Annotated in this window: 21 protein-coding genes; 7 read left to right on the top strand and 14 right to left on the bottom strand. The window is 58.3% G+C overall.

What is annotated here, in order from left to right; all coding sequences use genetic code 11:
• Positions 1 to 153: 153 nt before the first annotated feature.
• The 8 genes from RBB77_RS17235 to RBB77_RS17200 all read right to left on the bottom strand — a co-directional run bounded on the left by RBB77_RS17235 (position 154) and on the right by RBB77_RS17200 (position 9,973).
• The gene (locus RBB77_RS17235; RefSeq protein WP_353062973.1) at positions 154 to 507 is read right to left on the bottom strand and encodes an STAS domain-containing protein; all 354 of its coding nucleotides are present in this window, start codon (positions 505 to 507) and stop codon (positions 154 to 156) included.
• A 158-nt stretch (positions 508 to 665) separates the two neighbouring features.
• Positions 666 to 1,544 (bottom strand): sugar phosphate isomerase/epimerase family protein, encoded by an 879-nt coding sequence (locus tag RBB77_RS17230; RefSeq protein WP_353062972.1) that lies wholly within the window; start codon positions 1,542 to 1,544, stop codon positions 666 to 668.
• A 161-nt stretch (positions 1,545 to 1,705) separates the two neighbouring features.
• A complete protein-coding gene (locus tag RBB77_RS17225; protein ID WP_353062971.1) occupies positions 1,706 to 3,028 on the bottom strand; it encodes a Gfo/Idh/MocA family protein in 1,323 nt (440 codons plus the stop codon).
• A gap of 53 nt (positions 3,029 to 3,081) precedes the next feature.
• A complete protein-coding gene (locus RBB77_RS17220; protein WP_353062970.1) occupies positions 3,082 to 4,056 on the bottom strand; it encodes a sugar phosphate isomerase/epimerase family protein in 975 nt (324 codons plus the stop codon).
• Between the two features lie 99 nt (positions 4,057 to 4,155).
• A complete protein-coding gene (locus tag RBB77_RS17215) occupies positions 4,156 to 7,644 on the bottom strand; it encodes a TonB-dependent receptor (RefSeq protein ID WP_353062969.1) in 3,489 nt (1,162 codons plus the stop codon).
• 186 nt (positions 7,645 to 7,830) lie between these two features.
• The gene (locus RBB77_RS17210) at positions 7,831 to 8,298 is read right to left on the bottom strand and encodes a DoxX family protein (RefSeq protein WP_353062968.1); all 468 of its coding nucleotides are present in this window, start codon (positions 8,296 to 8,298) and stop codon (positions 7,831 to 7,833) included.
• Positions 8,295 to 8,969: an orotate phosphoribosyltransferase gene (locus tag RBB77_RS17205; protein ID WP_353062967.1), complete on the bottom strand. Its 675-nt coding sequence runs from the start codon at positions 8,967 to 8,969 to the stop codon at positions 8,295 to 8,297. Before RBB77_RS17205 ends, RBB77_RS17210 begins: the two co-directional genes overlap by 4 nt.
• Positions 8,970 to 9,307: 338 nt before the next feature.
• Positions 9,308 to 9,973: a TetR/AcrR family transcriptional regulator gene (locus RBB77_RS17200; RefSeq protein WP_353062966.1), complete on the bottom strand. Its 666-nt coding sequence runs from the start codon at positions 9,971 to 9,973 to the stop codon at positions 9,308 to 9,310.
• 58 nt (positions 9,974 to 10,031) lie between these two features.
• Here RBB77_RS17200 and RBB77_RS17195 point away from each other — a divergent pair, with 58 nt between their 5' ends.
• Together RBB77_RS17195 and RBB77_RS17190 are read left to right on the top strand one after the other, a co-directional pair.
• Complete coding sequence (locus RBB77_RS17195) at positions 10,032 to 10,598, top strand: ester cyclase (protein ID WP_353062964.1); 567 nt, start codon at positions 10,032 to 10,034, stop codon at positions 10,596 to 10,598.
• A 50-nt stretch (positions 10,599 to 10,648) separates the two neighbouring features.
• On the top strand, positions 10,649 to 11,263 hold the full coding sequence (locus tag RBB77_RS17190; RefSeq protein ID WP_353062963.1) for an NAD(P)-dependent oxidoreductase: 615 nt from the start codon (positions 10,649 to 10,651) through the stop codon (positions 11,261 to 11,263).
• Between the two features lie 19 nt (positions 11,264 to 11,282).
• On the opposite strand, the gene RBB77_RS17185 is transcribed toward RBB77_RS17190, so the two are convergent.
• Positions 11,283 to 12,320 (bottom strand): CPBP family intramembrane glutamic endopeptidase, encoded by a 1,038-nt coding sequence (locus RBB77_RS17185; protein WP_353062962.1) that lies wholly within the window; start codon positions 12,318 to 12,320, stop codon positions 11,283 to 11,285.
• Positions 12,317 to 15,427 carry an excinuclease ABC subunit UvrA gene (gene uvrA / locus RBB77_RS17180; RefSeq protein WP_353062961.1) on the bottom strand — a complete coding sequence of 1,037 codons (3,111 nt, stop codon included), beginning with the start codon at positions 15,425 to 15,427 and terminating at the stop codon, positions 12,317 to 12,319. The genes RBB77_RS17185 and uvrA overlap by 4 nt, the downstream gene beginning before the upstream one ends.
• A 247-nt stretch (positions 15,428 to 15,674) precedes the next feature.
• Between uvrA and RBB77_RS17175 the strand changes: the two genes are divergently transcribed.
• Positions 15,675 to 15,845 carry a hypothetical protein gene (locus tag RBB77_RS17175; RefSeq protein ID WP_353062960.1) on the top strand — a complete coding sequence of 57 codons (171 nt, stop codon included), beginning with the start codon at positions 15,675 to 15,677 and terminating at the stop codon, positions 15,843 to 15,845.
• A 172-nt stretch (positions 15,846 to 16,017) separates the two neighbouring features.
• Here the strand turns inward: RBB77_RS17175 and RBB77_RS17170 are convergent, their stop codons facing one another.
• Entirely contained in the window at positions 16,018 to 16,776 is a 759-nt protein-coding gene (locus RBB77_RS17170) for a hypothetical protein (RefSeq protein WP_353062959.1), read from the bottom strand.
• 141 nt (positions 16,777 to 16,917) lie between these two features.
• On the opposite strand from RBB77_RS17170, the gene RBB77_RS17165 reads away from it, so the two are divergent.
• From RBB77_RS17165 to RBB77_RS17150, 4 genes are all read left to right on the top strand, one after another.
• Positions 16,918 to 17,298, top strand: a complete 381-nt coding sequence (locus tag RBB77_RS17165; protein ID WP_353062958.1) for an MGMT family protein — start codon at positions 16,918 to 16,920, stop codon at positions 17,296 to 17,298.
• 105 nt (positions 17,299 to 17,403) lie between these two features.
• Positions 17,404 to 18,417, top strand: coding sequence for a hypothetical protein (locus tag RBB77_RS17160; protein WP_353062957.1), 1,014 nt, complete (start codon positions 17,404 to 17,406; stop codon positions 18,415 to 18,417).
• Between the two features lie 145 nt (positions 18,418 to 18,562).
• Entirely contained in the window at positions 18,563 to 19,213 is a 651-nt protein-coding gene (locus tag RBB77_RS17155; protein ID WP_353062956.1) for a nitroreductase family protein, read from the top strand.
• A gap of 18 nt (positions 19,214 to 19,231) precedes the next feature.
• A complete protein-coding gene (locus tag RBB77_RS17150) occupies positions 19,232 to 20,188 on the top strand; it encodes an alpha/beta fold hydrolase (RefSeq protein ID WP_353062955.1) in 957 nt (318 codons plus the stop codon).
• Positions 20,189 to 20,203: 15 nt separating this feature from the next.
• Here the strand turns inward: RBB77_RS17150 and RBB77_RS17145 are convergent, their stop codons facing one another.
• The 3 genes from RBB77_RS17145 to RBB77_RS17135 all read right to left on the bottom strand — a co-directional run bounded on the left by RBB77_RS17145 (position 20,204) and on the right by RBB77_RS17135 (position 22,882).
• A complete protein-coding gene (locus tag RBB77_RS17145) occupies positions 20,204 to 20,842 on the bottom strand; it encodes a UbiX family flavin prenyltransferase (RefSeq protein WP_434557069.1) in 639 nt (212 codons plus the stop codon).
• Positions 20,842 to 21,948, bottom strand: coding sequence for a hypothetical protein (locus RBB77_RS17140; RefSeq protein WP_353062953.1), 1,107 nt, complete (start codon positions 21,946 to 21,948; stop codon positions 20,842 to 20,844). The genes RBB77_RS17145 and RBB77_RS17140 overlap by 1 nt, the downstream gene beginning before the upstream one ends.
• 319 nt (positions 21,949 to 22,267) lie before the next feature.
• Positions 22,268 to 22,882: a YkgJ family cysteine cluster protein gene (locus tag RBB77_RS17135; protein WP_353062952.1), complete on the bottom strand. Its 615-nt coding sequence runs from the start codon at positions 22,880 to 22,882 to the stop codon at positions 22,268 to 22,270.
• Positions 22,883 to 22,885: the final 3 nt, after the last annotated feature.

Below are 22,885 nucleotides of genomic sequence, written 5' to 3'. Positions count from 1 at the left end.
CACGGGGAGGATTAGGCAAACGTTTGACCGTCAGAACTATGCGCGGGTCTGCAAATGGCTGTCAAGGTTGGACTTTGCCGGTTGTAGGCACATCAAAAGATGTGGAACCTGTGCCTGGATGAATCGGCCGTAGGTTGCCGGGGCAGGATTTGTTCAGGACTTTGTGAAGGAGGAGATCGCCTGTTGCTCTTCGGAAAATACTTCAAAGAGGGGCAAGAGGTTGCACATCTTCAGAGTCTGCGTCACCTGCTTCGATGGATTTACAAGCTTTAAGGCTCCGCCAGCGTCTTTGGTCGAACTCATGATCATCACCAGAAGGCCGATGCCGCTTGAGTCCATACGGTTGACCCCGGTGAGGTTGAAGACGAACTGGTTTGCTCCGTGAGCAGTCAGGTTATCTATCTTCTGTCGCAGGTTATTGACCGGAATGCCGAGGACTAGTGGGCCGCTCAACTCGACCGCCTCGATTTCTCCGTATTTCGTGACTTTGATCTCAAGCGTGTTCAAATACGGCCCCCTCTTCTTGACCGCGCAAACTCAATCGCGCCAGACTGCGGCAGGATAACACTCTCGTGCGAATGCCGACATTGAAAGACGAAGGCTCGCCGGTTGAGGGGGATGATCAAAGGGCGAGCTCTCCGCTCGGTTTGGGGCGGGAGGTGTGATCAGCTGTGGGTTAGATAGCCCATTCCGGCCAGGACGCCGCGCATGTAAGCGAAGCTGGCTATGACTCCGGGCATCGGGTCGTCAGCGTGTATTTCGTATTCGAGATCGACGAAGCCCTTGTATTTGGTTTTGATGAGGGCCTCGAAGATTCCTCTCACCGGCATGATGCCCTCGCCTACGGCGACCTGGCTCTCTTTGCTCTGGAAGTTGGTGAGGTCCTTCATGTGGACGTTGAACAATCGCGGACCGACCTCGTGGATGGCCTGGACCACGTCTGTGCCGGCACGGACAGTGTGCCCGACATCGATGCAGCAGCCGATTCGCGGGTCAAGATTTTTGACGGACTTGAGGATGTCGAGAGGGGAGTGCCATAGCTTGTCTTCGGGGCCATGGTTGTGGATCGCGATGCGGATGTCGTACTCCTTCACGAATTTCTCTACGCGGGGAAGGGTTGCAGGATCGGGATCGCCGGCGACGATGACCGAGATGCCTGCGCGTTTGCAGTACTCGAACTTGCTGCGGATGTCGGCATCGTCGTCCTTGGTGAAGTAGATGGCTCCGGCGGCGTGGAGTTTGATGCCGGCGGCGGTGTAGTCTGCGAGTGCCTTGGCCTCCTCGGTTGGATCCATGGGCAGATGATCTTTGGTGTCTTTTACGTTCAGGTCGGAGACGTTGAGCTGCTTCATGAAGCCAATCATCTGTGCGCGCGTGAAGTTGCGGAAGGTGTAGCTGGCCAGCCCGAGCTGAATTGGCGAGGGCGCTCCGGTGGCGGGCGACGGTTGCATGGCGGATGAAGGGAGGGTACTCGAAGCGACAGTTGCTGCGGCCAGGAAAGCGCCGGATTGAACGAAACTGCGACGTGAGGGCTTATTTGTCATGAGAGATCTTGACTCGCGCTTTCTGAAGGATTCGTTGCTATTGTGATCGTCGCGGATCGGCGATTGAAGGCTTCCTGTCGATGTATCCGTCGCGATGGATGTCGAGCGGGATGAGGTGCGGACCGCTGTTCGGTTGCGGTCCGCAGATCGCGTTGTGAGAACTAGACGTGTGGTGCCCAGCCTTTTTCGTAGTCGCGGCCCCATCCCTTCATGGCTTCCGTGTCATGAAGTACCTTGCCGTCAGTCGCGTCGAGTTGTAGCTCGCGATTGACCTCCCAGGCGATGTTGGAGAGCTGCAGCATGGTGACGGCGACGTTGCCAACCGAGACGGGAGCGTTGAGTTTTTCTCCCTTGCGGATTCCGGCGATGAAGTTCGCGAAGTGGGCGTCGGTCATGGAGTCGCGTCCGGTGAGGTCGGTGGACGAGGTTTGATCCTTGTTTGCCTTCAACTCGCTGGTTTTGTTTCCTTTGAGGTCGTAGATCTCGTAGCCGTCGCGGTCGACTAGTACGGTGCCGGTGGTTCCCATGATGGTGGATCCACGGTCGCGACCGTAGTATTTCATCCCCTGACAGCTCTTGCCCTCCCAGGTGATCACTTTGTCGTCGTATTTGAAGCTGGTGACAAGGGTGTCGTAGAACTGCCAATCGTCCTGGAACTGGTAGCGTCCGCCGGAGGAAGCTACGCTCTTGGGCAGGTCAACACCGAGGGCCCAACGGCAGACGTCGATCTCATGTGTTCCATTGTTGAGGGTCTCGCCGGTGCCGTAGATTTTGAACCAGTGCCAGTTGTAGGGTTGCAGGTTGTCCTTATAGGGCTGGCGCGGCGCCGGGCCCTGCCAGAGGTCCCAGTCGAGCTGAGCAGGAACGGGTGCTTCCTTGCCGGTACCGATGGATTTTCTGACGTTGCTGTACCAGGCTTTCGCGAAGTAGGCGCGCCCGATGGCGCCGTTGTGAATCTTGTCGACAATCTCGATGGTGTGCGGGGAGGAGCGCTGCTGGGTACCCATCTGCACGAGCTTTCCGTACTTCTGCTGAGCCTGTACTAGCATGATGCCCTCGGCGGGGTTATGGCTGCAGGGCTTTTCGACATAGACATGTTTGCCGGCCTGCAGCCCTGCGATGGCCATGGGGGTGTGCCAGTGGTCGGGCGCGGCGATGGTGATAGCATCGACATCCTTCTTCTGGAGGATGTGGCGAAAGTCCTGATCGGTTGCGGGAGCTTCGCCCATCTCCTTTTCGGTGTCGGTAGCGAACTTCTTCATGGTGTTCGTGTCTACGTCACAGACGTAAGCGATGCGCGCATCTTTCTTGTTCGCCTTGAGCGCGGAGAGGTGTGCATAGGCGCGGCTGCGAACGCCGATGACGGCAAAGTTGACGCGGTCGTTTGCGCCGAGGATCTGAGCGTAGCTTTTGGCGGTTGATCCGACTGCAAGGCCCGCTGCTCCTACGGCTAGTGTGTCGAGAAACTCACGTCTGGTGATCATATTTTTCTCCCTTGATTGAAGCGCACAGATGTTCCGAAAGGATCAGCTGGTGGTTAGAAGGTGCCTGAGTTGACCAGGCACTGCTTCATGCCGGCCCAGCTGATTCGTGTTGAAGCTTCCGGCGTGCCTGCTCCGCGCCAATGTGTTTCGAGGCAGACGGCGTCGCGATAGCCGACCTGCTTGAGTGCGCGGAACTGTGCGGTCCAGTCGATGTAGCCCTTGTCGACAGGGGACCAGACGATCTTGCCGGTGTCGTCTTTGACTGCATTTTTGCAGTGACAGTGATGGATGCGATTTTTTGGCAGCGCGTCCCAGCCAGCTGGGAAGGCGTCGAGCTCGCCGCGCATAACGGCATTGCCTGCGTCCCAGTTGAGAGCGAAGTGCGGGGACTGGATGGCATTGAGAGTCTTCGCGGCCTCGCGGCCAGTTGCGGTGTTGCAGGCGAATTCGTTTTCGATGACGAGGAGGAGACCTTGCTGGCCGACGATCTCGGCGGTGGCGCGAAGTTTTTCGTTGATGGCCGCGCGGTAGGGAGTGACGTCATCGAGGCGCCAGAAGTCAAAACACCGAATCTTGTCAGTCTTGAATTGTTTGGCCAGGGAGATGGAGCGCGCGAGGACTTCGTCCTGCTGCTTGTAGGCGGTTTCGGCGGCTCCGTGCATGTCACCCTTGGAGCCGTATTGCGATTTGGGTGCGCCGGGCCAGTCGACTTTGAAGAGAGGGCTAGCGATATCGGTGACCTGCAGGTTGTACTTTGCGAGGATCTTGAGGGCTTCGGCGATCTCGGCGTCGGATACGGCCTGGAGGTTCTTGCCCCACATCTCGCGTAGCTCGACGTAGTGCAGGCCGAAGTCGTTCGCGATGACGGAGCAGGCGTGATCGAAGTCCTGAGAGATTTCGTCGGAGATGACTGCGATTTTGAAGGGGGACTGCGCTGCGGTGGGAAGACCGAAGAGAGGTTGGGCTGCGCAGGTTGCTGCAGTGATTCCTGCTCCTACGAGAAAATTTCGTCTTGAGACGCCTGCCATGATGCTCCTATGAATAAGTAACTCCAGTGGAACTGAAGTATTTTTGATGCCGGTCTCTGTTAGACGCAGAGACCGGCAAGTGAGTCTCGCCTAGCAAGGCTAGAAGAGGAAATGCACTGAAGCTTGCAACGATCGGCCTCCTCCAACTCCGTTTACGCTGCCCTGGCCGCTGCCGAGAGTGTTCGTGACTTGTCCGAAGCTAGCGGCTGTGCAGCAGTTATTTGTGTTGCCGAAGTTTGAGGCGAGAACGAATTGTGGCGTGTTACTCAATTGAAAGGCTTCGATTCGCGTTTCCATTGTGGCTTCTCGCCAGATGTTGAAGCTCTTGAATAGTGAGAAGTTGTCCTGGAGGTAACCTGGTCCGCGGAACTGGTTTCTTCCGGTATTACCCTCATTCACGCCGCTAGGAATAGAGAATGCTGTCGGGTCGAACCAGTGAGCGTTCGCACCAACTTTGTGAGTGACATGGTAAGTGCCCGTCAGATTTGCCGTTTGAGCTGTACCAGGAGTGTTGAGGCCTGCGCCGTTGGTCAGGACGGAGAAGGGAAGACCAGTGAGAACGGAGATGATTCCCGAGATCTTCCATCCCCCGAGCGCGACATTGGCAACGCCTGAGTTGAACATGTTATGGCCGCGGCCGAAGGGCAGCTCGTAGGTGAAGCTCTGCTCGTAGTTCAGCGTCCTGTCGAAGTCGAGTACCGCGTAGTTTTTGTGCGGGTTCGCGTAGAACAGGAGACCGCCATCATCCGGGCTGTTTGCGGGAGAGACATTATTTGAAATGTAGCCCATGGCTTTACCCCATGTGAATGCAGAGGTGAATGCCAGACTGTTTGAGAAACGCTTTGTGAGTTGTGCCTGCAGCGATTGGTAGTTCGAGGAGAACGGCAGGAAGTATTGATTGGTAGCCGCTGTGCGTCCGAAGGCGATGTTCTCCGGTTGAGAGGCCGACCCACCACCGAAGGTAGTGGGATTGTTGATGTTCTGAGCGCCGGAGATGTCGGTGCCGTGATTTGCAACGTATGCGAGTTGGAGGGAAAGATTTCCGCGGAAACCCTGTTGTATGGCGACGTTCCACGATTGGGCGTAGGCATTCTTGAAGGTTTTTGGAATGTAAAAATACGCCTGATTTTTGAGGAAGGGGGTGTTCGCCGGGATAATCCCGCTGTCTGGAATCTGGATGTTAACTGGTGCGGGGAAGCCAGCCTGGAAGGTAGCTGGTGTGGCTCCATCGGGACCAACCGCAGGAGTAAAAGGGGACGAACCAGCGGGTTGGTAGCTATTATTTGCGCGGATCGGGTAGTTGTAAGCGTAAACGTTGTCGGGGAAGGGCATATAGCTGATGCCATAGCCTCCGCGGATGACGGTGTCATCGGTAGCACGGTAGGAGAATCCTGTGCGGGGTGCCCAGTATTTGTATCGAGTCTCCATGCCAAGGTTGTCGGGATTGCCGCCCATGCCTGCTATCACGATGTTGTTGGTGGTGGGATCGTAGTTAGAGAAACCGCCAGAGTGCCTCGGTGTTGCAGGGGGATAGAACTCCCAGCGGACGCCGAGGTCTACGGTTAGCTTTGAGCTTGCTTGCCACTTATCACTGGCGAAGGCAAAGAACCACCACTGCCGATAGGCCGGGAAGAAGGTGTTAAGATCACGACCCACAAGACTGGGCAGGTCGAAGAGGAAACTGGAGATGTCATTGGAGATATTTGTCTTTGCTGCAACGCAACTGGTTGGCCCGGTCGGACAGACGTTGCTTGATGTCTGAACATCGGAGAAGGTGAATGCGCCTCGCGGGCTGAAGGTCTGATCCTGCAGCAAGTCGTCGCGGACGCGCCGAAGGTCTCCACCAAATTTGAAGGTGTGATTGCGTACGACCTTGGTCCAGTTGTTGACGAAGTCGATGTTCGATTCGCCGCGAATCCATGGGACGGAAGCGGAGTATCCGATGAGAGTTCCCGAGAAGCCGCCGTTGATGGTGAGACCGACCTGTCCGGAGGTGAAGGGTTGTCCGCCGATGTTTACGCCTGGAACGCCAAGGGTGTCTGCGTCGTTGGATCCGTAGTCGCTGGGTTGCGAGTTGTTGCGCAGGTGAGCGACGCCAAATCGCACTTCGGTGAAGAGGGTTGGAGAGAAGATGTGGTCGTAGTTTCCACCGGTGCTGTAGGCGGTCTGAACGCCCGTACCTTCAAATCCGCCGCCAGCCGGACCACCTAAGAATGAACCAAATGCGGGTGCCTGGAATGTGTTGACGCGCTGCCAACTATAGCGACCACTGAGATGGTTCTTCTCGTTGATATTCCAATCGACTTTGGTGTCGAAGCTGTTCGTGCCTTTCGTAAAGGGAAGATTGGTGGTGTAGTTGTTGGCTGGATTGATCAGAGGTGCATTGGGATTTAGTTTGCCATTGGTGGCGGCAGCGGCATTGACCATCTGCAAAATCTTAAGAGAGACCGGATTTACTGCGCTGAACGGTATCTGATTGTTTGCAAAAGGTGTGCGCGGAGTTGTCTTGCCATCTCCCGTGGTGGGATCAAAAACCTGGCCAATCTTCGTCTTGCTGGTCGGATCGACAGCTCCGAGGGCCGCACTCAGATCGATGTTCCCCTGGGCGTTCGGGGTGAAATAGCGCGCATCTGGGATCGTAAGTGTATTGCTTACTTGTTCATGGTCTGAGGTGCCGAGATAGTCGGCGAAGAAGAAGAGTTTGTCTTTGATGATGGGACCGCCGAAGCTGCCGCCATAGTAGTTGTATGACAGATGACCAAGGGGGCCACCGAAGTAGGAGCGAGCGTTGACGGCGTTGTTTTGAATAAATTCGAAGGCCGAACCGTGGAAGGCGTTCGATCCGGATTTGAGGATGACGTTGGTTACTGCGCCAGTGGCGCGGCCCAGTTCTGCTTCAAAGTTGTTCGTGGAGATGTCGACGGTTTGGATTGACTCGGCTGGGGGGATGATGATCTGCAGGAGGCCTGTGCGCTCATCGTCATCGATGCCTTCGATCTGGTAAAGATTGCCCATGCGCGGTAGACCGTTTGCTTCTGTCTGCAGAGTGCTTGCCGCATTGAAGAACTGAGAGTGCTGGAACGTTGCGGGGGCCATACCGGGAACCAGGTTGAGGAGCGTCTGGAAGTTGCGGTTGGTGCCGAGGGGCAGGTCGGCAACCTGTCTCGCTTCAATTTTTACGCTGATGTCGGCGCGGTCGGTTTGGAGGAGAGCGGGAGCGGTCGTCACTAAGACAGTCTCAGAGACGCTACCGGTGACCATTGCGATGTCGATACGGGTCGAGGAGTTGGTGAGGAGATCGACATTCTGATGGGTGTCCTTCTTGAATCCAGGCGACTCGGCAACAACCGAATAAGTGCCTGGGGGAAGGTCTGGGATCGTGTAGTTACCGCTTTCGTTGGTGACAGTCTGGTGAGCAGACCCTGTCGCAACTTCCACTACGGTGACCTTTACACCAGGAACGGTCGCGCCGCTTGGGTCGGTGATGGTGCCAAGAAGGGTTGCGTTGACTGCCTGACCGAAAAGCGATGGCGATAGAGCGAGGATGAAGAGGGGAATGATGAGTCTTAGTTTCTTGAGCGTGATCACGTGAAACCTCCGGAATGTACTACAACTTTTCAGGCCCGAAATGGTTATTGTTTGAAGAGCGAACGAACCCTAACAGTGGCGACACGCGACAGTCAAGAAAATAAACCGGGCGACAGGTGAAATCCCGCCGTTTCAACGTGGAACGGCTAGTGTGCGGGGTTAGTCAGAAGAGGCTTGGGATGGGGTCTATTGTTTGGAGCGGAGGAGAGCCCAACGATGATTGGAGGGAGCGATCAGCAGAGCGATGAAACAGAGGGCGAGAATGGAGTGCTCCAGGGAGGCACCGAAGTACTCCCAGAAAGGCGCCTGAGGGCCGGGATAGTTCGAAGAGAAGAGTAACACCAGCATCATGGTCAGACCACCGAGACTGGCCCAAGGGACGAGGACTCCAGTGATAAGGCTGAGAGCGATAAGGAGTTCGGAGATGCTGACGATTGCGCCGAAGAAGATGGTGTGGGGGAGGATGATGTTTCTGAGAAATGGACGAATAAAGGGGTAGGAGCCTTCGTTGAGGAACTGATTGATGTACTGGGCCATTCCGGTTCGGATGAACCTTGTGCTGGTGAGTTTGTACTCGGCGAAGATAAGGAAGATGATGCCGATGGAGATGCGCAGGAAGGCAAGCGCTTTGGATTGTTGTTCGACCGCGCTCATTTCGATTTTTGTTGGGCGATATGGGCGGCGCGGACGTCGGCGGCGGTGAAGACGGAGTGGAAGGGGACGCCCGGGATTGCGGCTTCGATGTTGGCGCGACCGCCCTGTTCGCGGTCTACCAGGCAGAGAACGCCAGCGACGTGCATGCCGGCTTCACGCGTGGCCTCGATGGCGGTGATGGTGGAGCCGCCGGTGGTGCAGACGTCGTCGACGATGATGACGTGGGCTCCGGGCTTGAGGAAGCCTTCGATGCGGCGGCCTGTGCCGTGAGTTTTTTCTGCCTTGCGGACGAGGAAGCCATGGATGAGAGTGGGTGCGGGGCCTTCGTCACTGCGTTCGTCGGGATCGAGTTCGAGGGCTTCGGAGAGTTGGGCGATCTCGTTGTAGTCGGCGAGCGCCCAGGCGCTGGCGCTGGCAGTGTTGGAGACGAGGGGGTCGGCGCCCATGGTGAGGCCGCCTACGGCTTCGATCTTTTCCGGGTTGGGGAGAATATCGCGGATGAGGTCGTGTAGGACGAGGCCGGAGAGGCGGCCGCCTTCGGCGTGGAGGGTGGTGATGCGGCAGTCGATGTAGTAGTCCGACTTCTGGCCGCTGGCGAGGGTGAAGTCACCTAGCTTGAAGGAGTGGGTGGCGATGAGATTGAGGAGGGTGGTGCGGCTGTCGGTTGGCATATCAGGGTCGATTGTAGAGCAGGTTGTGATAAGGCAAGCCCCGGGAGGGTGGCCCCCCCGGGTTACCCGTGGATAAGTCCATTATTTGCAGCGATATGCGACTTGTTCCTGCTTCTAAAATAGTCTATCTAAAGGGGTCACAGCTAAATTCTTCTCCTGATTGGAGTTAGGGCGGTTTAGGGGGGAAAAGCCCCGGTTCTTTCCGGGGCTGTTTTTTTATCTGAATCAATATAGCGGGTTGGTTGAAACTAATGCGCCACGTGGAAGTTGTCTGTTTGCAACTAGTTGAGCGGTTTAGGGGCTTGACATGAAAATTGACTAGGAACGGGGCGGCGAAGCTACGTGGTTTTCACCAGTTCGCGGCGGAGGGCCTCGTTGAGCCAGGTTTCGTATTGCTGGGGCGTCCAGTTTCTGTCTCGAATGAGCATGCGGTAGAGGTCGCGGCTGGTGAGGCACCAGAGGATGTCGCGCGCGGTGTCGCGGGTAAGGCCGGGGCGAAAGAGTCTTGCTTTGTGGAGTGAGTCGATGACGAGGAGCTGGCGGTCGTAGCGCTGGCAGTCGCGCTCTTCTTCGACGGACGCCAGCTCTGGCGCGAGCATGCCTGCTCCGCGGAGGAGGTCTTCGATGGGAACTTCGGACTCGTAGATGCGTCGGGCGATGCGGGAGACGAAGGTGAGGCGTTCGAGGGGTGCGGTGACCTGCTGAACCTCGTTGACGAGAGCGTGGTAGTCGTCGCCGAAGCGGGCCTGATCGAGCAACTCAGAGACGATTCCTTTTTTCGAGCCGAAGATGGCGTAGACGGTGGGGACGGCTACGCCGGCGGCTGCTGCTACGGCGGGGATGGTCATGCCGGCGTAGCCGTTGCGCGTGAGGAGCAGGCGTGCGGCGGTGGCGATGCGGCTGCGGGTTTCGTCGGCCTGACGCTGGCGGGCGGGGGACTCGTAGGTGCGCTTCTGCCGGGGCTTCTTTTTTGCGGTTGAGCGGGGGGTGGACTTTTTCTTCACATTCGCAGTATAGTCAATTATTCGATATATGCATGTATATCGAATATGAGGTGCTGTTATGAAAATCGATGCGTTTCGTTTGAAGTTCCTTCCGATTGCGTTTTCGGTGGCGATCGGCGCGATGGCTCTCAACTGCGCGGCGCAGCAGGCTGCGGCTCGTTCCATGCAAGGAGGAGGACAGATGTCGAACGTCGATGTTCATGCTGTTACGATCCATCGTTTTTATGAGGAGTGCCTGAATCAGGGGCGGACGGATTTGTTGCCCGAGCTGGTGGCGGCGAATGTCGTGAACCATACGGGGTCGAATGAACAGAGGGGGCTGGCTGTGTTTGAGCAAGGTGTGCAGCAGGTTCGTGCGATGTATCCTGACCGTCACTTCACTGTGGATGATGTTTTGACCAATGGGGACAAGGGCGCGGCGCGATGGACGATGGTCGCGACGAATACGGTGCCTATTCTTGGTGTGGCTCCGACGGGAAGACAGCTGACCAATCACGGCGTGGTGTTCTATCGGTTTGAAGGCGCGAAGATTGCCGAGGTCTGGATTCAGGTAGATCAGCTTGGTGTGCTGCGTCAGATTGGGGTGCAGATTCCCGGTCTTCCGGCGCAGGCTACGGGACGCTAAACCAGGCTGCGCTGAGCGGCCCAACAAGTGATGACGAGAGGAGATTTGCGATGCGATTGATGATTCTTGGAGCGACGGGCGGGATCGGGCGGTTACTTGTTTCTGGTGCGCTGGAAGAGGGACATGAGGTGACGGCGTTTGTGCGCTCGCCGGAGAAGGTAAGCCAGAAGAGCCCACGGCTGCGTTTGGTTGGCGGGGATCTCTTTGATGTGCAGCAGATGGCTGCGGCTGTGCGCGACAGCGATGCGGTGATCTCCGGGTTTGGTCCCTCGACGTTGCGGACGACGACGTTGCGGCGTGACTTTGGCCATGCCGTAGTGCAGGCGATGCGCGTGACTGGAGTGAGGCGTTTGATTCACGTCACGTCGGCGTTTTTGTTTCAGGACGGAGGGGCGCTGATCGCATTGTTTGGCGGTACGCTGTTTCGCAATGTGGTGAAGGACCATGTGAGGTCGGAGGCTGAGATGATGCAGCCGGATTTGGAGTGGACGATGGTGCGGCCTCCGCGGCTGGTGGATCAGGCCGCAAAGGGTCGCATACGGGAGGTGGCAGGGCATCTGCCGAAGGGCGGCACGGTAATCTCGAGAGCCGACGTGGCGAACTTCATGCTGAAGGAGGCAGTTGCGCCACACTACGTGAGGCAGGTAGTCGGGATCAGCGACTGAGTGAGCCGAGAACTCTTTACTAGCGGTTCATGCGGTCGAGGTGGCGGTAGCCGCCGGTGGCGATGAAGGCGGTGAGGAAGATGGTGAAGTTGTAGCTCGCGTGGATGAGGGTTGAGGCGAGCACAGAGCGGAGACGGATGCGGACTGCGCTCAGGATGAGCGAGACGCAGAAGAGCAACAGGATGACGGGCCAGGTGAAGGCAGTCTGCTGCCCGTGGAGCAAGGCGAAGAGGATGCTGGTGAAGACGGCGGAGAAGACGAAGGCGGGTGTGGAGATTTTGTTGTTGGAGTTCCAGAAGTCGCGGGCGGCGGGGGTGCGGGGGAGTGAGAGCCAGTCGTAGGCGATGGCGACCGCGGGGAGGAGGAAGCCGCGGAAGAGGATCTCTTCAAAGAGCGGTGCGATGAGGACTCCGAAGAGGGTTACGAGCCAGACATCGGACGGAGTGCGGAAGAAGTCGTCCATGGGGATGTCTTTGGGGATGGCGATGACGGAGGAGATCGCCTGGACCGCGAAGGAGAGGGTTAGGCCGAGAGGGATGAGGCGAAGGGCGTTGCGACGGGCGGCGTCGGGGTTGGCGTCGATGCCGGTGGTGAAGGGGCGTTTCCAGAGGAGCGGGAAGATGAACCAGGAGATGGCGAGGGTGAGGATGTAAGTGAGGGCCTCGGTGCCGATGAGGAGTTTGGGCGGGATGGAAGAGATCGCCGATGCCTTGTTGCCGATTGCGGAGGGGTGGGCGAAGCCGAGGATGAGAAGTTGGGTGAGAAAGAGGAAGAGGCCCGTGATAGCGAGGAAGAGGAGTGCGTGGCCGAGGTTGGGGATACGGTGAGGGGCATCTACGGGCGCGTCGTTGGGGGTGTTGTCCATGGGAGGCTGGAGGATGGCCTCGCCTTCGGGGAGTAAGGGGCGGACGACGGGAGCATCGGACTGGCTTCGAGTGTCGGGCGATGCGGGTGGGAGGAAGAACGAGGTTGTGTTCCGCAGGTTGTCCGCGTCGCAGGGTTGGGACGGATGGTTTTCGTGGGTTGAGACGGCGGGGGTCGGGGTGAGATCGCTCATGCTTTTTTCGTGCGTGGGACCGGTTTTGCGGATGGTACTTTTTTCTTTCCGGATTCTGCCGTTGAAGATGCTTTGCTTATTGTGGACTTCTTTGCGGGTTTTGGCTTGATGCTTTTGGGGGATCTTTCGGCGGGTTTCGCGGCACTGGCTTTGGCCAGGCCGGTTTTCTTTTCGTGGGCGATAAATTTGCCCTTTGGTTGTTTGATCGCGTCTGCGCGGGCGGCGATGGTGGCGGGCTGGGGGCCGGCGTGGCTGGTGCCGTTGCGGCTGGCGAAGTCGGAGTTGTGCGAGGTGTAGTAACGGGCAAGGAAGCTGCCGGTGTGAGAGGCGGCGACGGTGGCGATCTGCTCGGGTGTGCCGTGGGCGATGATGCGGCCGCCGCCTTCGCCGCCTTCGGGGCCCATGTCGAGGATGTAGTCGGCGTTGCGGATGATGTCGAGGTTGTGCTCGATGATGATTACGGTGTTGCCGAGGTCGGTTAACCGGTGGAGAACCTCTAGCAGTTTTCTGACGTCGTCGAAGTGGAGGCCGGTGGTGGGCTCGTCGAGGAGGTAGAGGGTGCGGCCGGTTTGGCGTTTGGAGAGCTCGCGAGCCAGCTTCATGCGCTGGGCTTCGCCGCCGGAGAGGGTGGTGGCGGATTGGCCGAGGTGGATGTAGCCGAGGCCCACGTCTACTAAGGTTTGGAGCTTGATGTTTACCGTGGGGATGTCTTTTAAGATCGGGACGGCGTCGGCGATGGGCAGGTCGAGGAGGTCGGCGATGCTGTAGCCGTTGAATTTTACGGAGAGGGTCTCCTGATTGTAACGACGCCCGTTACATACTTCGCAGAGGACGTAGACGTCGGGCAGGAAATTCATCTCGATGCGGCGCTGGCCTTCGCCCTGGCAGGCTTCGCAGCGTCCGCCTTGGACGTTGAAGGAGAAACGGCCGGGTTTGTAGCCGCGCTCGCGGGACTCGGGGAGCATGGCGAAGAGGTCGCGGATGGCGGTGAAGACGCCGGTGTAGGTGGCGGGGTTGCTGCGTGGGGTGCGGCCGATGGGGGATTGGTCGATCTGGATGACTTTGTCGAGCTGGTCGATGCCGATGACTTTGCCGTGCTGGCCGGGCTCTTCGCGGGAGCCGTAGAGTTCCTTGGCGAGGGAGCGGTAGAGGATGTCGTTGACGAGGGTGGATTTGCCAGAGCCGCTAACTCCGGTGATGACGGTCATGACGCCGAGAGGGAAGTGGGCGGTGACGTTTTGGAGGTTGTGGGAGTGGGCGTTCTCTACTGTGACCCAGTTGTTCGTCAGGGGGCGGGGTTCGGTGCGGGCTACGATTTCTATTTTGCCGGCTAGGTACTGGCCTGTGATGGACGCTGGGTTGTCCATGATTTGCTGCGGGGTGCCGTCGGCGATGAGGATGCCGCCGTTTTTTCCTGCGCCGGGGCCGAGGTCGAGGACGTAGTCGGCTTTGCGGATGGTGTCTTCGTCGTGCTCGACGACGAGGACGGTGTTGCCGAGGTCGCGGAGGTCTTCGAGGGCGTTGATGAGGCGCTGATTGTCGCGTTGGTGGAGGCCGATGGAGGGCTCGTCTAGGACGTAGAGGACGCCGCGGAGTTTGGAGCCGATCTGTGTGGCGAGGCGGATGCGCTGGCCTTCGCCGCCGGAGAGGGTGGCGGCGGAGCGATCGAGGGCGAGGTAGCCGAGGCCGACGGCGTTGAGGAACTCGAGTCGCTCGATGATCTCGCGCTGGAGGCGGTCGGCGATGATGCGGTCGCGGCCAACGAAGTTCATGTTGCGGGCGGAGGTGAGGGCGCGCTCAAGAGGGAGGGCGGTGAAGTCGGCGATGGATGCGCCGTTTACCGTTACGGCGAGGGATTCGGGGCGGAGGCGACGGCCTTTGCAGACGGGGCAGATGGTCGCGGACATGTACTGCATCATGTACTCGCGATAGCCCTCGGATTTTGTGTCTTCGAGGTTGGAGCGGAGGTATTCGAAGATGCCGTGGAAGCCGGTCCGACCGGCTTCGGAGCGCGGGGGGCCGTATAGGAAGAGGTTCTGCTGCTCGGTGGTGAGGTCTTCAAAGGGCTGATTGATGTTGATTTTGGTTTTTTCGGCGAAGAGCTTGATGAGGCGGAGGAGGTAAGCGGAGCCGCTGCCGGGGCCCATGGCGCCGTCGAGGAGGGGTTTGGACCAGTCGGTGATGGTCTTGGCGGGGTCGAAGTCGTAGATGCTGCCTAGGCCGTGGCAGTTGGGGCAGGCGCCGTAGTTGGAGTTGAAGGAGAAGCTGCGGGGCTCGAGGCGGGGGACGTTGATGCCGCAGTCGGGACAGGCCATCGAGGACGAATAGAGGGTTTCCTCTTGCTCGCGGGTATCGGGATTTTGAATGCCGACGAGAACGAGGCCACTGGCCATCTGGAGGGCTTTGGTGACGGAGGTTTCGAGGCGGCGAGTGTCGTATTTGGGGGCTGCGTTGGCGCTGTCGGGCGGGAGCGGCTTGAGAATGATGCGGTCTACTACGGCTTCGATGGTGTGGTTTTTGCGCTTTTCGAGGCGCATGCCTTCGGTGAGCTCGGTCATTTCGCCGTCGATGCGGGCGCGGAAGCCCTGCTGGTCGAGGGCTTCGAGCTCTTCGCGGAACTCGCCTTTGCGGCCGCGAACGATGGGAGCGAAGACGGTGATGCGTTCGCCGGGGGAGAGGGCGGCGATGCGTTCGACGATCTGTTCGGCGGACTGGCGGGTGATGGGGCGGTGGCAGTTGGGGCAATGGGGCTGGCCTACACTCGCGTACAAAAGCCTCAGGTAATCATAGATCTCGGTGATGGTGCCGACGGTGGAGCGGGGGCTGCGGCTGGTGGTTTTTTGCTCGATGGAGATGGCGGGAGAGAGGCCGTCGATAGCGTCGACGTCGGGGCGCTCCATCTGGTCTAAGAATTGTCTTGCGTACGCCGATAAGGTTTCTACGTAGCGGCGTTGGCCTTCGGCGTAGATGGTGTCGAAGGCGAGGGAGGATTTTCCGGAGCCGGAGAGGCCGGTGACCACGGTGAGGGTATTGCGCGGGATGCTGACGTCGACGTTGCGCAGATTGTGCTGGCGAGCGCCGCGGACGGTGATGTGTGTAATGCCCATGTGAGTTCTGTGGCGGTGTTCGGCCAAGTCTCTAGAATACGGCATTTTGGGGAGGAGAAGGTCGGGCGGGGGTGAGAGCTGATTTTGGCTGGTACAACCCCGGAGTGGGAATGATGTATCCGAAGGAACAACAAGAGCCACTTTCGGGTCATTGTAATGGCAGGTAAGTTTGCAACAATAGCCGAGATGTTAAAAGTTCAGTCGCCGTAAAAAGGCCGGCGACCTATGAATTCGAGGGTTGGGTGTGATGACGTCGATTATGTTGGTCTGTGCGGTGTTGGCTTCGCTGGCTGTAGGTGTCCTGGTTGCTTATGGGGTTTGTATTGCCATGTTTAGCGCATTCCACATGCATGCCCGTCAGGTGGCAGGAAACGCGGCCCGTCGAGTGGCGGCGACTGCACAGGCTGCGAAGAGCTAAGGGTATCGACTTTTCGAATCGAAACAGCCCCTTCCGCTTCCGCGGGACGGTGCATCTCAAGTATTCAAACAACAAATCCTAAAATTTAATGATCTCGCAAACGGAGTCCAGCCGAAGTGCCCCAGGCGGAGAGGCTGACATAGCCGGTGGCTGCCTAATTTGAAGTTTAAACCTATTGAGGCGGAGTCTGCTGGCGGAGATGCTGGAGCTGCTCGTAGATCTGCTGGGGTGTTTTGACTCCGTTGGGGGAGTCTGGCTGGGATCCGTCCGCGGGAGTGGATGCGCCGGGCGCGGCGGGAACGATTGGCGGCACGGTCCTGTTCCGGTCAGGAACCGCTTCGGCGGCGGGCTGAGGTTCGGGGGCAGGTTGCGATTGAGAGTCATCGGACTCGTTTTTGTCGTCGGAGGCGACCGCGTTCGGGTTGGGTGGAGTGGGACCGCCCTGACGTGGGGTGAGGATGAGCTCCGGCGCGGCGTTGCCATCGTGTTTTACGAAGAGCATGTTGCTGCCTGTGCCGTCTAGCAGTTCGGCGAGAATTTGATCTGGCGCGGCGGGACCGTATTGCCCGAAGACTCGCTCATCCATGACGCCTCCTGTGATCTTGATGCCGGTGTCATGGGAGATCTGCCGGAGGATCTGGTTGAGGCTGGAGTTGTCGGCCGAGACCGAGAGACTGCCGTTGACCAAGGTGACCTGAGCGCGCTTTGGCTGTTGCTGAGAGGGAGTGAGCGGGACCGTGGGCTCAATGGTGGGGGGAGTCGGCGGCAAGGTTGATGCGGCCGGAACGGTTGCGGATGGTTTGAACTGAGAGGTGGGGACAGACTGCGCAGACAGCAGGGCGGCGGAGGCGAGGCTGGAATAGAGGATGAAACGAATTGGCCCGATGCTCTGCATGTAGTTGTAGGACGCGCTGCGGCGAAGAAATGTCATCGCCGCGAAGAACCTCTTCTATAGTTTATCGCGGATGACCTGCGGGCAGCGAATTTCCATGCTTTGGACGGTTGGTTTGCCCGGCTTGGGGATGAGTCGGGAAGATGCTTCGTCCGTCGAGGCTCTGATAGAGTTTTGGTCATGCGCGCGACGGTTGTTCCGCAGAACCTGAAACGAAGAATTTTGAAAGAGTCGCTGCGTGAAGACGAGCAACGAGATGCGGCTTTTCGTAGCATCATTCGTTCGGTTCCCAAGGGCAAGGTTTCAACGTATGGCAAGGTGGCGGCTGCGGCTGGCTATCCCTTGTACCATCGTGCGGTGGCACGGTTGCTGCGGCAAGCTCCTCTTCAGGGATTACCCTGGCAACGCATTGTCGGTGCAGGCGGTGAAATTAAGCTAAGGGGTGAAGCTGCGGCGGAACAGCGGTTCCGACTGGGCATGGAGGGGGTAAAGTTTCGCGGCAAACGCGTCAATATGGAGATCTATGAACACGCGCTCCGCAGCTGGGAGACGCTGGACTAAGGCTTCGCCTGTTGGATGTGTAGGAGTAGCTGTAGACTGGGATGGCCTTTTTGTGCGTCCTCAAATGGGTTATCGAGGCTCTGTAACAGGTTGATGGTGGACGTGATGATGAGACTGAAGATTGGATTGCTGATGGTGGGGCTACTTGTGGCTGGGGTGGCGTCGGCGGAGGTGTGCACGACACAGTCGCAGATGACGGGCGGAGAGCGAGAGGCTTTAGTGACAGCGGCGCGCGGGCTGGCGGCGAAGGTTCAGGCTGGTGATGTGGCCGGTTTGCGTGCGGCTACAGCTGCCGAATATGCCAAGGATTTTGGTGGTATTGGAGAGGTTGTGAGCAGCACCGCGGCGCATGTGAAGGGTGGCACGCTGAAGGTGGAACAGGTTTATGTGCTGGATGGGACTGAACTGAAGCGTGCTGCGGATGGGTCGGTGCCGGATGCACAGTTTTTCTGTTCGCTGAATAAGACGTCCGCGGAAGCAGATTTTATTATTTCGGGGCTGGCGCCGGGACGCTATGGATTTGCGATGATGGACGTTCCCGATGGCGCTGCGCCGTGGCGGTTGTCTTTTCTGCTGCGGCAGGATCAGGGTCAGTGGGTGATGGCGGGGTTCTATCCGAAGCCTTTGATGGCGGCGGGTCATGATGGGCTTTGGTACTGGACGCAGGCACGTCTGATGACGGCTCAGAAAGAGCATTGGAATGCGTGGCTCTACTACCAGCAGGCGGAGAGTCTGCTGCGGCCTGCGAACTTTATTCAGAGCACGCATCTGGAGAAGTTGAAGGCTGAGGAGACTGCGGCTGCGCCACCTGCGTTGTCGGAGGGCGTGAGTGCGGAGTCGCCGCTAGTGGTGAAGGGTCCAGATGGAGTGGAGTACCGCTTTACCGCGTTGGGGGTGGATGACTCGCTTGGGAATGACAAGGTGGACATCACGGCGCATCTGAAGTTGGAGCAGGTGGGAGATGCGGCGACTGCGAAGAAGCATAACTTGGATGCGATGACTGCGCTCTTGACTGCGTATCCGGAGTTGAGGAAGCCCTTTCACGGCGTGTGGATGATTGCGGAGGCTCCTGGGCAGAATCCATTTGCGACTGAAGAGGCGATGAGCCAGATTCATTGAGGCGGCCGCGCAGTCTTCTGATTGGTGTTTGATTGGGTAGTGATATCTTGAGAATCGTTTCTGCAGGACGGTAAGAGATGCAGGGTAAGATGACTCACCTTCCAGGTTAGAACTGGCACTCTATTGACAGGCAAGAAAGAGAACAATGACAAAGATTAAAAAAACACTGAGTCAGGCAATCCAAGAACGTAGAGCGACACCGAGTTTTGATGGAACGCCGATTCCGGCGGAGGACCTGCGCCAGATTCTCGATGCAGGCTTGCATGCACCGAGCGGATACAATCTTCAGCCCTGGCGTTTTGTAGTGGTGCAGTCAGCGGAGCAGAAGAAGAAGCTGCGGGGCGCGAGCTATAACCAGGGTAAGGTCGAAGAGGCCTCGGTGGTGATCGTGGCCTGCGGCGATACCGATGGGTGGCGGAAGGATTTGGACCTGATACTCGAGAAGGGGCGCAAGGGTGGGATGCCGGAGAGTTATGCGGCGCAGGCACAGAGCAGCGTTCCGAATTACATGTCAAGCTTCAGTAGCGGGCAGATGCAGGCGTGGCTGAATAAGCAGGTGATGCTCGCGTTTACGCACATGCTGTTGATGGCCGAGGTGATGGGCTACGACACCGCGCCGATGGAAGGGTTCGAACAGGACAAGGTGCATGAAGTGCTGCGGCTTCCGCTGAGCTATTGGGTGGTGGCGCTGCTGGCGATTGGACATGTGCAGGGGACGGACAAGTTCGACGGCGGGCGGTTTGAGATGGGACACACGGTGTTTGGAGAAGAGTTTGGCAAGCCGCTGAAGGTGTAATGCGGAGAAGACTGGGCTATGAAGCTTGCACTGCGCGTTGTGGCTTTTCTTTTGCTTGTGGTTGTCGCGGCCGGGTTGATCTTTTATCGCTATCCGCTTTGGGTCGCGGATCAGCATACTCGATTTCATCTTTGGCGCCTCGGCGTGAAGAGCGAGTACGTCGAGGCTGGCGGATACAGGCTTCATTATTTCGAGGCTGGACCAGCGGGTGGAGCTGGGACGCCGGTGGTGCTAGTGCATGGGCTGGGAGCTCGGGTTGAGGATTGGGGGGCGATGATTCCGGCGCTGGCGGCGCAGGGATTTCATGTGTATGCACCGGATCTGCTGGGATACGGAAGGTCGCCGAAGCCCGATGTGAGTTACTCGATCTCGCTGCAGGAGCAGACGGTGGCTCAGTTCATGCAGGCGGTGCATGTTCCCAAGGCGGATGTTGGTGGATGGTCGATGGGTGGGTGGATCGTGATGAAGCTGGCGCTGGATCATCCGGAGATGGTGGACCGGCTGATTGTGTACGACAGCGCGGGCGTGTATTTTCCGGCTACGTTCGAGGCGGATTTGTTTACTCCGCATGATGTCGCGGGTGTAAGGAAGTTGATTTCGATGCTGACTCCGAATCCTCGGGATGTTCCTGATTTTGCGGCGGAGGCGATGGTGCGGAAGCTGCAGCGGAATGCGTGGGTGGTGAATCGAAGTACAGCCTCGATGATTACAGGGAAGGATCTACTGGATTTTCGGTTGCACAATATCTCGCAGCCTATGTTGATTGTGTGGGGCTCTAAGGATGAGCTGATTCCGCTGGCTTCAGGGGAGACGATTCATAGGAGTGTGCCGCAGTCTGTGCTGGATATTGTCGAAGGGTGTGGGCATCTGGCTCCGGCGGAGTGTGCGAAGCCTGTGATCGAGGGGACGGTCGAGTTTTTGCGGGCGCAGCCGCCGATGCATGGTGGCGAGAGGACGTTTCCGGCGGGTTCTTGATGTTGCGTGCTTCGGCTAGTCGGGTTGCCACTGGTAGGCGTTGGGTTGTGGCAGGCCGATGTGGGCGAGGACTCGGTTCACGAAGTTGCGAGCCATCTCTTGCGTGCTTTGCGGGTGGTTGTAGAGTGTGGGGATGGCGGGGAAGATGGTGGCGCCAGCGTCGGAGGCTAGCTGCATGTTGCGGATGTGGATGCGGTTGAACGGTGTCTCGCGGATGCAAAGGATGAGGGGGCGGTTTTCTTTGAGGCAGACGTCGGCAGCGCGGTGGATGAGATTTTGCGCGAGGCCATTGGCGATGGACGCAAGGGTGCCCATGGAGCAGGGGAGAATGATCATCGCGTCGGTGGGGTAGCTGCCGCTGGCGATGTTGGCTGCGATGTCGGTTTCGGCGTGTTGCTGGAGTTTGGGGGAGGGAGCGCCGAGGAGTTTTTCGGCGAGGTCGTTGCGTCCGCTTAGGTGGAGCTCTTCGGCGAAGACGCGGAGGGCGCTGTCGGAGGCGACGAAATTGATTTTGGTGACGCGGGGGTCGGCGGCGACGGCGCGAAGGATCTCGGCGGCGTAGATGCTGCCGCTGGCTCCAGTGACGGCTAACGTGATGTTGGTCGGTTCTGTCACTGGATTGATTATCGCTGATGGGAGAGGGTACCTCCGCATTAAGGACGCAGTGTGTCGTTCTGCGCAAAGCCCTTTTCAAGCTCGCGTCGTATTTCGGGAGTGTCTTCCAGCACACCGCATCGGTCGAGTTTGATTGGCGAGTCTTTTGTTAGGATGTCGTGCTTTTCGTCATTCCCGACGGGAAACACGATGAATCGTTTTCCGGGAACCATCCCTTGGCCTTTTTCAGGCGGGATGTCTCCATTTCCGTAGGGGTGTCCCCTGACGATAGCGCCGGGCAGCCAGGGAGAAGGCTCCTTGAGAGAAGTGACGATCCGCACTTTTGCCATGCCGGGATCGAACTTCTGGTCATCTGCCGTGGTCGGGAGGACTTCGACGGCCAAGGCGTAGCGGACGTCCCGCGCGTGCGCCCATACAGGAATGTTGCTGCAGGGAGGAGGGATTGGCATCTTGGTATAGCTGGGTTCGGGCCTTGGAGGTGGTATCGGCACAGTGGGGCTGGATTGGTATTCGTCGTAGAGGTGCCACTCTCTGGATGCAGGCAATAGATCGTCAATGTGCGCACACGCGGTGAACTGGGTGAAGCATGAGAAGTTATACGATGTGAGGCGCTCGATATCGGCAGGTGGAGTATGGGGGGAATAGTAGACAATCTCCATCTGGCAGGCGACCATGCAGCCCCCTGGTCTTCCTGCTTTGTAGTACGGGTGCTGGGCGAGCTCATCCTCGGAGTACATGTAACTGAACGGGTCTTCTATCGTCCGATGAAGCCGCTGGCGACTCTCGGCACTGATAGAGAGAGTCCAGGGCCAATCGTTATCGCTTCGCATCCTCCTGGTGGGGACTTCGACGCCAATCCCGCTGCCTGTTCTCCAGATGGTCCCGTCATGGACGGTGAAGGAAGCGTAGAACACTACGTCGCGCCCGCCGAGCCATTGGTAGAGATTGAGACGGTCGTGCGCGGAAAACCAATCCACCCAAGCGCGACGGGGAGCATTGGGGTTTTGATATCTGATGGTGCCTATGCTGATTGCGTAATGGCAAACTTGCGTGCAACTGCCGTCGTAGTGGCCCCACGCTCCCCAGCGGTGCATAAGGCGTTGGGCATCGGCCCAGGTGCTTTGGTAGAGGCGAATCTGATGCATATCTGCGGACAGCCGCTCGGCTCGCCAGCGGGATATTATCAACTGAATCTGCACTATCAGAAATGTGATGAAGAACAGGGACAGGAACAGTGCGCCAGCAAAGAGGACAATGCGTACAGCCCAGCTTCTGATGGTCATATAAGGTTAGACACCAAGGACAGTAAAGTTAGACATAAAAGACAGTGAAAGTGATTGGTTTGATGGCGACGAGTCAGACTAGTCTGCGCGATTTTGCTGCGCGACGAATTGTATCAACTGTTGAATATGAGTCCTCATTGAGATCTGAGAGGAGTGGTGGCGCGCCGGATCAGCGGATAGGTCAGGGGGTGATTCGGGGGCGTAGGGCGTAGGCGATGAGGGTTTGGCCGTGGAGGTTGTGGGTGGTGTTGAAGGCTTCGTTGCTGGCTTCTTCTTTGGCTGGGATGGTGGGGTCTAGTTCGCAAGCGGCGATCTCTTCGGTGGTGGCGTGGATGAAGCAAAGCTCGCAGGTGGCTAGGTTGACTTCGCCGTTGTCGCCTTCGCTTCGCATGGGTGGGCCGAAAGTGCGGCAGAGGATGGGGCGATGTTCGTAGAGATCGCAGGTGCCGGTGGTGAGGTCTAGGACGGGGCAGGGCTCGTCGTTGGCGAACTCTTCGAAGAGGATGGCGGCTTCGTGGTCTTCGTTGAGGATGCCGGTGGTGAGGTCGCCTGGGAACCATGGGTCTAGGCGGGTGAGGGAATCTTTGACTCGGTTGTGGATGCGTGTGGCTTTAACCGGGTCGGTTTGCTCGAGTGTGGCTAGGCCTTCGCGCAGGCGTGCTCCGTCTTCGTGGGCGATGGGGAAGACGCCGATGCAGCATTGAGAGCAGCCGGGGTGGCAGACGAGGTGAGGGTCTCCTCGCTGGTAGGCGTCGGCTACGGCTGCGTCTACGATTTGGACGAGTGTGTCTGACATTGC

This window comes from Tunturibacter psychrotolerans, assembly GCF_040359615.1.
Taxonomy (GTDB): Bacteria; Acidobacteriota; Terriglobia; order Terriglobales; family Acidobacteriaceae; genus Edaphobacter; species Edaphobacter psychrotolerans.
This window is presented reverse-complemented; position numbering and strand designations above follow the sequence as displayed.